Source organism: Nostoc sp. ATCC 53789 (assembly GCF_009873495.1).
GTDB classification, from domain to species: domain Bacteria; phylum Cyanobacteriota; class Cyanobacteriia; order Cyanobacteriales; family Nostocaceae; genus Nostoc; species Nostoc muscorum_A.
In genome coordinates, this window is the sequence record NZ_CP046703.1 from 5,005,022 (window position 1) to 5,017,840 (window position 12,819).

Below are 12,819 nucleotides of genomic sequence, written 5' to 3' on the forward strand. Positions count from 1 at the left end.
GATGAAGGCTTGAGTAATTTGATGTTGGCTATTGCCTACTGTTAATTTGTTGATTCAAAAGTGAAGGCAACTGCTGTTGTACTCAAGCGGCAGTCTAATACAACAGTCTACAGATTAAGAAATCTCTGCCCACAATACTAGTCTTTTAGTCGGAAAATCCGATTAAATTATTTTTGCGGATAATCAGGGGGTAAGACGATTTTCCTGATCTGGTTCAGCATATCCGCCATTCTGAGGACGTGTAGAACATGATCTGGTCGCCTATCAAAGTTCGGGCCCCAGTCGTTAACTGTACGCGGACTTAAGCCTGTGGCCTCGGCTAGAGCCGTAACACAAGCTTTACGATAACCACGTTCGTCTGAAGGTACTTCAACCCATCGCCGACAGTATTCTAGAGGCTCCAAAGGTAGTCTACTGAGTACGTCGATTATATATTGGGTTGAAAGAGTAACGCTGTCTATCACCTTTTCTGGATGTGCTTGGAGTATAAGTCGGAGTTCACGACTATTGTATGAGATATTCTCAAAGATTATCTCAATTGAATGGCAGTTTAAGGATATGCAAGGGTGTAAGCAGCATCAGTAAGGTTATTGTCGGAGTGTCCTAATTATGGAGCGAGGTTTAATAAGGTTCCGGCTTTGTAGGTTGATGGTTGATGTCAGAGGTGTTTCACGGCATTTATGAAAATAATGAAATGCCAGAAACGAGCTTGATTTTAACATTTTTGGCCTAACCTCAAGGTTTCTGCAACTAAAGGTATTTCCGTAATATTGAAATAAAAAGCCCGGTAATTTGTACACCGGGTTGGAAGCATTGATTTCTACTAGCGTTAAAGGTACTTTTACATTACACTGCCTTGATTTTGGCTGACCCAATCATGCTCCATTTTTTGAGGCACCCATATAGCAATGACAGACACATTGTGAATATCTCGTTCCTCCGCTTCTACTTGAAGATTAAGTTTGTGGATTTGAATTGTTAACTTGTCTTTCACCACAATTTGTCTGTCACCTGGGTATTTATCTGGGTCTGTAGAATGCGATCTCCCCTGAAATAGGTTCAATCTACCTATGTTTTTACTTATAGTTCTTAAGCGTAGCTTACCTTTGTCCATGAGGTAGATATCACAGAGTTCATTTGGATTTTGTTCCAAGTAATGCTGCACCTGTAGCATCAGTCCAGTGAATCGCTGCGAATCGCTGGGATGGGTTGTACGGAACTTGACAATCAGTTGTTCAAAAGTATATGTCAGGGGAATATCACTTGCAAATAAATGCTTGTTAACTGATATTTTTCCGAAAATCTTTTCATTCAAGGCTGTTAACTGTGACCAAAATGTATTTACAACCTCTCGGTTTTTATTGATAGCATCTTCATCCGAGTCATGAGGATAGTTGGGTACATACCAGTCATCACTAAATCCACCCGTCATTAATGGCAAGTCTAATACATCGCCTCTAGTTGGTTTAAGAGCATTGTCCAGGAAAAATGCACGTTTCCACTCGAATAATGGCTTGCCTCTGTATATTTTCAACTGTTGGCGTATATTCTCTTCATGCTCTACATAGTTTATAAAAGCATCTTTTACATCCTGTTCCAAAAAAACACGACAGTACCCTAAATATGAGCGCTTGTATCCAAAAAAACGCGCTCTTTGCTGGAGAGTATCTGCATTTCCAACACCAGCGCCTCTGGGCATATACGTTACAGTCAGTCCTTCGACTGTAAAGCCTCGATCCATTGCTTGTCCACCGACGAGGATGTGAGCATATTCATTTTTCCAATCGATTGTCGGTGTCTTTCCTCCAGCTGTATTTACCTGTTGAATGTTTGTCTGATTAATCGCTCTTGGAAGAACATCAACAAGTTGGTCAAACAATGGTAGGTCACCTACAGTTCTTACTAAGTCTCGGTAGGCTTTATTAAAAGATGCCAGTAAGTCTATGCGAGCTGGATCATTTGCATCCTGTCCTAAAATTTTCTTCCATTGATTATTCATTTGTCTTACCCAATGAAAATATTCTCCATGAGGAGCAATTTTTTGTGACGGGTGAACCATCATTGAGCGATTACCTCTACCTTTATCCTTGATATAACCAGCCGCTACTCCCAAGTAAAAGAGCATCATGGCAAACAAGAACGTTTCAGGAGGATCGATAACTTGATTATCCTGAGTAGGAATTTCGGAACCTGGAATAGTTTTGATTAATATTGGATTATCTAAGAAAAACTCTTTGCCCCCGGAGTAGTCAGCACCAGGGGTCAGCGCCTCAGCAAAGTCTGGTGAAAGCACATCAACAATATTTATGAGCAAAGGAGCTTGTGGTGTTGCAGTATATTGTAAGAAAGAATGGTGAGGAAGCAGTTGTCGAAGCTCAATCAGGTGACGATAAATTGTACTCATCGCTCCTTGATTAACTTTGTTATTCAGTCCTGCTTGATCTGCTTCATCATCGATTATCAGTACAGGTACTCCTTCCAGATTCATATTACCAAGCAGGTTGTTCAAGTGTTGCAAGTGATCGCTCTGCTTCATCACTGTTAAGAGTGCTATTTGTCTCTCGTCTTCTGGCACTGAAGGGTCATGCCATGCGTCCAGAGTACTCTGTATATTTTGGCGTTTGTCCCCTCGTGGATTTTCAACATACTTCCATTTGCGATCACTGCGCGTATCCAAACGCAAATCTTTTTTCAGTCTGTCGTTGGACTGCTTCAATAGGTTTGTTTTGGTTCCTCCAATTACAATTACCATTCGGTAGCCATTATCACAGGCTAAAGCTGCGACTGTTGTAAAAGACATTGTTTTACCACTTTGTACATATCCAATGACCAATCCTGTCTTACTACCACGGAGCGATCCTGGTGGTACACATCGCTGTATTACTTCGATTGCCTCATTCTGTATCCTTGTTCGACTCTCTTCATCAGGAAGACCGAGGTGGTTAAGTAAAGCTTGTGTTTCTTCACCAATTACCGGGAACCATAATTTGCTTGAGTCATTTGTTTGAATAGTAATTTCCATCATCTCAAGTGTTTCAGAATTATTAGACATATCTTCACTTTCGTATACTACTAACGCTATACTATATTCTTTAGCGTGACTAGTATTCACTAGCGCTAGTTAAAATTATACTCGTATTTACCTGGAAACGGCAACATCAGGCATCATGAAAAAAATTCGTTGTAATTTAAAGGATCTGATGGAAAAAAAGGATCTGTCCCAGTACCAACTGGCAAAGGAAACAAGTCTGAGCATCAATGCCATTGGCAGGCTTTATAAAGAAGAGTTTGACCGAATTGACTGCAACACAGCTGAAGTTTTGTGCGACTACTTTGGCTGCGACTTATGTGAACTTTTTTCCCTAGAAGCAGTTTCTTCAAAACGAATGTCAGATTCGGAGTTTCGTAAGCGATATGCATCTGGAGAAAGGGATTTTCCTGGGGTAGACCTAAGTGAGGCTAATCTTAGTGGATTGTGCCTAACAGACTTAAATCTTACTGGGGCGATACTTCGTAAAATGATACTTCGTAATACAAATCTAACCAATACAAATTTAGATAAAGCGGACTTGAGAGAAACGGATTTAGAGGGGGCAATACTCAACAGAGCAACTCTGAGAGCCGCAAAGCTTGGTGAAGCTAATCTACAAGCAGCCAAGCTAACCTATGCAGAGCTAACTGATGCAGACCTTAGTGGAGCTTACCTGCAAAAAAGTGAGATAAGATGGGCAAACTTAAGTGGGGCAGTTTTAAAAGCAGCAAAGTTAAATAATGCACAAATATTAAGAGCGAATCTAAGGAAAGTAGATTTAACTGATGCCGAACTGAAGAAAGCTGATTTAAGGTGGGTAGACCTGCGTGAAGCAAAGTTAATTAATGCTAATCTCAGTGGTGCTGAACTAGAAGGAAATTGCTTAATAGATGCTGACATTAGCAGTGCCAACCTTAATGATGCAAACCTGACTCAAACTGACCTCAGTAGTGCCAACCTTAGTCATGCCGACCTTAAAAAAACTAACCTCAGCAGTACTAACCTCAACTATGCCAACTTAAGCTTAACTGATCTTAGCAGTGCCAACCTTTATGATACATACTTGGTGGGTGCTAATTTGACAGATTGTAACTTAGGTGGTTGCGACCTAAGTGGTATCAATTTGAGTAATGCTGACCTCAGTGGTGTAAATTTGAGGAGTGCTATTCTTAGGGGTGCTAACTTGAGTCGCGCTAAACTGAAATGTGCTGATCTTAAGTATGCTGACCTTTTTGGTATTGATCTCAGTGGTGTTGATTTAGATGATGCATATTTAGGGGGAGCAACAATGCCCGATGGTAGCATTCATGATGATGACATCATAAACATTTAAAATTTAGCTCACCAGCCTAGTTGCTATCTGCTGATAAATCCGATCTAACCGCACCGGAATCACTAGTTTACATTCAACTAAGGAAGCGATCGCTTTTTCTCGGTCATTTTTATAGATTTATCTTTCAAACCTTCTTCAACCATCTTTTTGGTCTCTATTGACCACATTTTACCAGACTGGTCTCCCATGAGAGACCAACGAATCCAACCTACAGAAGGTTTTTCAGGATTGTACCATCCTGGATCGTCCATGTCTGGTTTGAATTTCTCAAAAAAATCCACCATTGTATTGATATCTTCAAGGGTCAGAGGTTTTTGTTGTGCGATCGCTTCAGCTAAGGTCAAATTTTTACCACCACCGAACTTTTTATGTAATGCAAGTCCGCGTAGTGCTGGCATACTTGCTGCTGGTGGTACGATGAGTTCAATTTCTCTGACTTCACTTTCGGCAGTTAACAGAGATAAATGGAGCATTATAAGTTGAGCTTGAAAAAATAATGTATTCATTTTTCTTAACCGTAATTTTGGAGGTTTAAAGTAAGCGTTAAATTTCTAACCTCTAAACTACCAAATGCTAGAAAGTATAATTTTGTGCAAGCTGCTTTTAGGTTATGTCACGCTGATTCAGATGACAAGCCTATTCTGTCTTTGACAGGATATCTGAGGATGCTGCTTTCAAAAACCAAGAAGAAATTAAGTTACTACTTTTGGTCAACTAATGCCTAGTATTTCTACACTGGGTCAACTAATGCTTGTCAAGAGAATTTTTGCTGCGATCGCATTGACGAAAGAATAAGGATTTCAGAGTGCCTCTTGGACAACTACTGCTTGTCACCGTGGTCAACTAGTGCTTGTTGTCGCATTGAGAGGGTTAGGGAAATTTTTTATGAGTTTTATTTGCTGTCTACCTAGCCAGTCTCGAAAGTTGGAATGATAGGGACTGTAATGGATTTCTAAGGCGATTCGTTTTTGCTGTAAAAACTCTAGCCAATTTTCTAGCACTTCCTGAACTTCATATTCATCAGTAAGCTAACGCGCCTACATATTGCAATATTTTCCGTGTAGACCGTCATTAGTCATTAGTCATTGTTTGCCAAAGACAAAGGACAATTGACAAAGGACAACCTCACCAGTTGATGTGCAATCTTATTTGCGTAACAGCTTATCAATGATTTGTGCAATACCTCGGCTATTTCAAGTTCTAAACTCGACACTTGGCTTTCAGACCCTCAACTACGGCAATATTAACCTTGCAACCATATCAACAAATAGATGCTTGCACACTAAAGATAGCCATCTATGGTATAGAAATGTATAGAATCTTGTAAAGATATAAAATATAGTTGTTAAATGCACACATTTCTAGCTTCTTCCTCAATGCAGCTGTCTGTACCACCAAATCACTTTCAGTCAATGAAGATTGTCGCACTGGGGGACAGCTTAATTTATGGATTCGGCGACCCGGAAAAAGGAGGCTGGATCGAGCAACTACGGCGATGGTGGATGTTGCCGGATAGTGCCGGTCATGTTCTTTATAATTTAGGGGTAAGAGGCGATCGCACGCAACAAGTAGCGCAAAGGTTAGAAGTAGAATTTCGCCACCGGGGTGAACTGCGAAATCGTGTCCCCGACTTGATTATTTTATCTGTAGGTGTGAATGACTCAGCGCGGTTAGCACGTCCCGATGGTCGCAGTTATACAGATTTTACATTGTTTGAAAAAGAAATTGCTTCTCTGCTAGATTTAGCACAGCAACTCTGTCCTGTGTTATTTGTGGGCATGGTGCCAGTAGATGAAGCCAAGATGCCATTTTTAGATTGTTTTTACTATAATCATATCGATCAGTACCGCTACAAAGAAGCAACTCGACTTGCTTGTACCAAACGGCAGATTCCCTATTTAGATATTTTTGAGCAATGGATGGAACGCGGTGAAAATTGGCGGCTCAAACGCTTGAGTGAAGACGGTCTTCATCCCAATACACTCGGTTATCAAGCTTTGTTAGAAGATGTGATAAATTGGGATGCGATACATTCAGTAGGCTTTGCCAATGCAGCTTACCATTCTCAATTTAATTATCATCTTAAACAATCCTAATTAATATAGATATGTTGGTGCTTTGAAATTAGCCAAGATTGTCATATTTGCCATCTTCGCAAAAGCACCACAATCTCCCTAATTTTTTAATGAAGCGAGTCAAAATCTATCTATAAAAACCCTAATTTCTCTATATTATTCATTACTCCTAACTCATTACTCCTAACTCATTACTCCTAACTCAGCACTCCTATGACACCAACTTTATTTGGTCGTTGGCAAACTCGATTATTATTACTTGCAACTGTGGGTGTACTTGTATCTTTGCCTTTTGCAATGGGTTGGATTGGCCCTGGTGCTAACTCAGTTTATTTTTGGATACTTCTTTATGTAGCCATATTTGGCTTAGGTTGGGATGTGCTTTATAACTATCTCCAAAAATCCCGATGGGACAGGGATTGGCCCGCAGCTTATCAACTCTTAGCTGGTATATGGGAATTAGTATTTGTGTTCTGTGGAGTAAAACTATTTGGCTTTTTACCAATACCTTTACCGAAAGAAGAATTACCGTTAACAGTTTTTCTACTGCACTATAGCATCGTGTGGCTAGCAGTTTTTATTAGTTCACAAAGCCTAATGCGAATTATTTTCCTTCGTTGGCGTTTTCGGGGTGGTGAGTGGTTGTAAATTGCATAGGGTCTTGTAGAGAAGGAATAAGAGTTTTAGAGAGTTATTGCATAAATGTTATTGTTATGCAAATACATCGGTTTGTAAAAATTAACTAATACAGCGTTTTTCAGGTAAATGAAGTACACAGATAGGGGCACAGTACTGCTGTGCCCTTAAAATCATCTGTACCTTATAAAGTTGCAATTTGCTGTATGTGGCGGTTTCAGTTTGGATGCAATATGTTGTATTGATACAAAGTTGTATCCGTTTTTACGAACAATAGGGCAGTTGCTATCAAATTAAAAGCAGCTATCTTAATATTTCTAAAATTAGCACTTGTGCTGATGTAGTCATCTATGAGAAAAACAGGACAAGCTTTGGAGTCTGAAAAGATTTTTCAATGCAGAGACGCATATTAAGGAAGTGCAATGTCAAATTTTGATCTGGTTATTCAGCTATTTTTGCAACTTACAGTTATTCTAGTCACTTGTCGCATCGTCACGATTTTAGGACGGCGCTATCTTGGTCAAACCGATGTTGTTTGCGAAATGATTGCAGGTGTAATGCTAGGGCCATCACTTTTGGGATTGATTGCACCGGATTTTCAGCAATGGCTTTTTCCTAAACTTCCCATCATCACTGCTGTAGGACTCAAGATACCCAATCCATCCATGTCGATTCTATATGCTATCAGCCAGATTGGGTTAGTAATTTATATGTTTTTGATTGGTTTAGAGTTCAACACTAAACTCTTAAAACATCATATCAAAAGTGCAAGTCTGCTATCTGCGGCTGGAATTATTACTCCTTTTATTTTAGGAGCGATCGCATCTTTTTGGTTTTATCATAATGGCGATTTCTTTCAACCAAAGGTAATGCCTTGGTCAGCCGCTTTGTATCTGGGTGCGTCGATGACAATCACAGCATTTCCCATGTTAGCTCGCATTCTTTACGAACGCGGTCTTGCACAAACCCGCTTTGGGACTTTAGCTTTAGGTGCAGCATCGGTAGATGATGCAGTTGCTTGGTGTTTGCTAGCGATCGTCCTTGCTAGCGTGAAAAATTCTCTGAACATTGCCATATTAGCAATTGGTGGTGGCATTTGCTACGTGCTATTTGCAATTTTTCTTGGTCAACCTCTACTGAGAGCGTTCACACGGATGACAAAACGCGATGCAGGTGTGAACAGACAAACTTTGACTTTGATGTTGATAATTTTGATGTTTTGTGCATGGTTTACCGATATTACAGGCATCTATGCAATATTCGGTTCTTTCGTGCTGGGAGCAGTAACACCACGCGGAGAATTTGCCCAACAAATTCGCCAATATACTGAGTTTTTAACTACTTCTTTTTTGCTACCGATATTTTTTGTCTTCTCTGGACTGAACACTCAAATTGGATTGGTAAACACGCCTACTTTGTGGGGAATTACGCTGTTAATTATTGCGATCGCAATTCTTGGTAAAGGTGTCGCTTGTATGTTGGCTGCAAGGTTAGCCGGGGAAAATTGGCGTGAATCTGCAACTATTGGCGCTCTTATGAATGCTCGTGGTTTGATGGAGTTAATTATCCTTAATATTGGTCTTGAACAAGGTATAATTACCCCGACTTTATTCACTATAATGGTTATTATGGCAGTCATTACTACACTCATGGCATCACCACTAATTGCCTTTTTATTGCATGGTACAAGCTATGATAAGTCTTCTGCATAAGCAAAGACAAATATAAAATTAAGTACCAATTAACTGATATTAATTACATAGGAGTTGGGTAAAATTATCCGCTTAGACTCTAAGCTATAACGGCTAATTTGTTTGTGCCCGCTTTTAATTAATACTACGAAACCAATCTCAATTATCTATTTGTTTGTATCGGCAATTCGGCAGTTATTCTAAATTTATCTCCTAAAATCATCAAAATTCATTTTTCAACTATTCAAGTGCATCCTCTCAGTAATTGACATTACAACTAAGGGCAAATTAATCTTGGTTGTATCTAATCAACTTGCATTTTCAGACCCTTTAAAGATTCATCTTAGAGAAACCAGATAGTTAATTGTGAGGAAACCATGCACATAGTTATTCTCGTTCTGGTTGAAGTACTGATTATTATTGGACTTTCACGGTTAGTAGGGCTAGCATTCCGTTCTATTAAGCAACCTTTGGTAATTGGTGAGATTGTTGCCGGGATTATGCTTGGCCCATCTTTATTTGGTTTAGTTGCCCCCCATTTAGCAATTACCTTGTTTCCACCAGAAACTATTCCTTTTTTAAATGTTTTGTCTCAGGTGGGATTAATATTTTTCATGTTTCTGATTGGGCTAGAACTAAATCCAAAATATCTTAGTGGGCAATTAGAAGTAGCTGTTTTAACTTCTCATGTCAGCATTTTAGTGCCGTTTTCCTTGGGAACATTGCTAGCTGCGATCCTTTATCCCCTAGTTTCTAATGCAAGTGTATCCTTCACTGCCTTTGCCTTATTTTTGGGGGCGGCAATGTCGATTACGGCCTTTCCAGTGTTGGCGCGAATCATTACTGAAAACAATTTACAAGGAACGCGTTTAGGAACCTTGGCGCTAACTTGTGCAGCCGTAGACGATGTAACAGCTTGGTGTCTCTTGGCAGTAGCGATCGCAGTTGCTCGAACTGGTGACTTTGCTGGTGCGATACCCACAATTATCGCCAGCATAGTTTACATCGGCTTGATGTTGACGGCGGGACGTTGGTTCCTGCAACGCCTTGCCAGACACTATCTTCGTGCGGGACGACTCAGCCAATTGCTGCTAGCTGGGATTTATATGGCTGTGGTTGCGTCGGCATTAATTACCGAACTAATTGGTATTCACTTAATTTTTGGGGCATTTTTACTGGGAGCAGCAATGCCCAAAAATGAAGATTTAGTCCGGGAATTGGCAATAAAAACCGAAGATTTTGTTTTGATATTCTTGCTGCCGATATTTTTTGCCTACAGTGGCTTAAAGACACAGATTGGTTTGCTCAACCGTCCAGAATTGTGGCTTTTGTGTGCGTTAGTTTTAGGAGTTGCGATCGCAGGCAAATATGTTGGCACTTATGTCGCAGCCCGTGTCAGTGGCATTAGTAAACGGGAAGCCTCGGCACTCGGTTGGTTAATGAATACTCGCGGCTTGACCGAACTGATAGTACTAAACATTGGTCTAGAGTTAGGGGTAATTTCCCCTTTAATATTTACCATGCTGGTAATTATGGCATTGGTAACTACATTCATGACCTCGCCATTGCTGGAATGGACATATCCGAAGAAGCTGATCAGGTTAGATATGGTGGAACCGGAGTTGGAAGCAGAAACAGTTCTAGATACTTCTGCTGGAGATGAAACTTACCCTCATCCTTTCCGAATTTTGGTGCCAGTGGCTAATCCAAGTACCCAAAAAGGTTTAGTACAGTTGGCAGTAGCCTTGGCACAGCCCGCCGTCGGTGTCGCTCTCAATTACCGATATCCTGCCGTTGTTAACCCCCTTAGCCTGATTGAATTTCAAGAAGATTATGCCTTTGAAAGTACCCCAGTTGAAGCAGACCGATTAATCGCCCAGCGCCGCCAGCAACTAGAAGAATTAATTAATACTCTCGAACCGTCAGAAACTCGTTCTTGTGTGCATCCTATCGTTCGCATATCCAGCAACGTTGCCCGCGAAACAGCACAGATTGCCACATTAGAACAAGTTGATCTAATTCTTGTAGGCTGGCATCGGCCAGCTTTTAGTAGTAATCGTTTAGGTGGACGAGTCGGACAAATACTTACCACCGCCCCAGTAGATGTAGCAGTATTTGTAGACAAAGGCAAAGAGCGATTAGAAAGTCTACTTGTACCTTATTCTGCAAATATTCATGATGATTTAGCACTAATACTAGCTTTAAGACTGCTAATCAATCGTGAGACTTGTATGTTGCAAATATTACAGATAGCAGCAAATCACACTAGAGAAGAATTGAGTTACGAACTGCACACGATGATGGAGCAGTTGCCCACCAGTGTACGCGATCGCATTCAAATTAAAATTGTCGAAGCCCCAGAACCAATCCAAGCTGTAATTCAAGCCTCAGAAGGTGTTGACTTAACTATTGCTGGCACCAGCCGCACTTGGGGTATCGAACGCCAAACCTTGGGAAGATATACAGATCAATTAGCTATCCAATGTCGTTCTTCCCTGTTGATTACCCGCCGCTACAGTCAAGTTACCGCTCACCTTGCCTCTATGCTGCCTGAAGTTAGTAGTCAAGAGCCAACATTGAGGAATTGAAATTATGAATCATTTCAAGTTCAAATCTTTGGCTTTTTACGGAGTAACAATACTTTCAGTACTAGTGTTGTTTAAAACTGTAAGCGTTTACGGGGAAAACAATCTTAAGGCTCCTCCACCAGTGAACGGTAGGTATCGTCTAACCCTGTCAGAGAATTTGCCGAACTGTGAAAAATCGGATACTCTAACGTTAAACATTCAGCAGTCGGGTATTTACTTAAATGCCTCTGTATTACCGGCAAATGCTAACGCCGATACTGACGAAAAGCACTCTCTGGCAGGCATCTTCAGAAATCAACAGTTAAATTTATCTGGAAAAGTTGGTAGATCAATCCTTTGTAATATTCCTCGCCCTCAAAACGATCCTCTGAAGTCAGTCACAATTCAAATGCAACTTGTGGATAAAGTTAATATGACGGGTCAATTAAGCGTAAATGGCATTCCACAAACTCTAAAATTTACTGCTGTGCCCGAAAAAGCTAATTGAATTTGGGGGTGGGTAGAGACGCGATTAATCGCGTCTAGGGATTTAAAGCGCGAAGTAAACAGCAATGTGAGCGCATTGTATGGGTTTTATGGAGCAGATAAAAAGAATGGATCAGGGACTAAAGACTAGGCAATTTTGCCAATGGCGCAGGCAGCTATTTAACATCAGTCTATTAGGCTTTTGTGCAGCGATCGCCCTTGAAACTTGTACTACTGCTGCTACACCAGTAGCAAAGCTAGATAATTGGCGTTTTTCCCCAAAAACACAGCAACTCGAAATCAACCTTTCAGCAGGCACAACCCCCCGTTATTTCTACTTAGCCCAACCCTCTCGGCTTGTTGTAGATTTACCGAATACCAAGTTGGGCAAAGTTACCACACAACAAAATTATTCTGGAGCAATCAAAAGCATTCGCGTTTCTCAACTGAATGCAAATGACACACGCATTGTCTTAGATTTAGCGCCAGGGACTACTTTTAATCCTAAACAGGTACAACTACAACCAGTTTCCCGAAAAAACTCCACTCGCTGGGTATTACGTCCCGTTAGTTCTGGTAAAACTACTGCCGCGAAACCAGGAAACTCTGCACCTTCACCCAAGAAACAACCTCAAACACCGTATAAGTCACAGCCGCCTAGTAACCTACCCGTAACCACTACTAATCTACAAGCGCCCTTACTCACAGTTCCGCCTATATCAAATGACCTGCCCACAACAATTACTAATAACTCAGGGCAGCCTTTTGTTACCGTACCTCCCCTAAATCCGAATACATCCTCTCAACAACCTGCTTTGATTCTTCCCCCTCCTTCTTTCCCAAATCAACCCGGTAACTTAAATAGCATTCCTCCTTCTGTTACGTCAGAATTTCCAGTTCCAACAATCCCCAATGCTTCCAATCCCCAGGTAATCGAGTTTGGTCAACCTTTACCCAAAACTAAATAAAAATTGGGCATTGGGCATGGAAAATTGAACCA

10 protein-coding genes are annotated in these 12,819 nt (G+C 40.8%); 7 read left to right on the plus strand and 3 right to left on the minus strand.

The window, feature by feature from the left end; all coding sequences use genetic code 11:
- Positions 1-167: 167 nt before the first annotated feature.
- Both GJB62_RS20650 and GJB62_RS20655 read right to left on the minus strand, forming a co-directional pair.
- On the minus strand, positions 168-404 hold the full coding sequence (locus GJB62_RS20650) for a hypothetical protein (protein WP_309472801.1): 237 nt from the start codon (positions 402-404) through the stop codon (positions 168-170).
- Positions 405-841: 437 nt separating this feature from the next.
- On the minus strand, positions 842-3,052 hold the full coding sequence (locus GJB62_RS20655) for a Z1 domain-containing protein (protein ID WP_114081970.1): 2,211 nt from the start codon (positions 3,050-3,052) through the stop codon (positions 842-844).
- A gap of 148 nt (positions 3,053-3,200) precedes the next feature.
- Here GJB62_RS20655 and GJB62_RS20660 point away from each other — a divergent pair, with 148 nt between their 5' ends.
- Entirely contained in the window at positions 3,201-4,364 is a 1,164-nt protein-coding gene (locus tag GJB62_RS20660) for a pentapeptide repeat-containing protein (RefSeq protein WP_159402539.1), read from the plus strand.
- Between the two features lie 77 nt (positions 4,365-4,441).
- Here the strand turns inward: GJB62_RS20660 and GJB62_RS20665 are convergent, their stop codons facing one another.
- Positions 4,442-4,870: a hypothetical protein gene (locus GJB62_RS20665; protein ID WP_114081972.1), complete on the minus strand. Its 429-nt coding sequence runs from the start codon at positions 4,868-4,870 to the stop codon at positions 4,442-4,444.
- Positions 4,871-5,713: 843 nt separating this feature from the next.
- On the opposite strand from GJB62_RS20665, the gene GJB62_RS20670 reads away from it, so the two are divergent.
- From GJB62_RS20670 to GJB62_RS20695, 6 genes are all read left to right on the plus strand, one after another.
- On the plus strand, positions 5,714-6,460 hold the full coding sequence (locus tag GJB62_RS20670; protein ID WP_181852841.1) for a GDSL-type esterase/lipase family protein: 747 nt from the start codon (positions 5,714-5,716) through the stop codon (positions 6,458-6,460).
- Between the two features lie 192 nt (positions 6,461-6,652).
- Positions 6,653-7,087: a hypothetical protein gene (locus tag GJB62_RS20675; protein ID WP_114081974.1), complete on the plus strand. Its 435-nt coding sequence runs from the start codon at positions 6,653-6,655 to the stop codon at positions 7,085-7,087.
- A gap of 410 nt (positions 7,088-7,497) precedes the next feature.
- Positions 7,498-8,787, plus strand: a complete 1,290-nt coding sequence (locus tag GJB62_RS20680) for a cation:proton antiporter (protein WP_114081975.1) — start codon at positions 7,498-7,500, stop codon at positions 8,785-8,787.
- Between the two features lie 356 nt (positions 8,788-9,143).
- Positions 9,144-11,354: a cation:proton antiporter gene (locus GJB62_RS20685; protein ID WP_114081976.1), complete on the plus strand. Its 2,211-nt coding sequence runs from the start codon at positions 9,144-9,146 to the stop codon at positions 11,352-11,354.
- 4 nt (positions 11,355-11,358) lie between these two features.
- Positions 11,359-11,841 (plus strand): hypothetical protein, encoded by a 483-nt coding sequence (locus tag GJB62_RS20690; RefSeq protein ID WP_114081977.1) that lies wholly within the window; start codon positions 11,359-11,361, stop codon positions 11,839-11,841.
- Between the two features lie 106 nt (positions 11,842-11,947).
- Positions 11,948-12,787, plus strand: a complete 840-nt coding sequence (locus GJB62_RS20695; RefSeq protein WP_114081978.1) for an AMIN domain-containing protein — start codon at positions 11,948-11,950, stop codon at positions 12,785-12,787.
- The last annotated feature ends 32 nt before the right edge of the window (positions 12,788-12,819 follow it).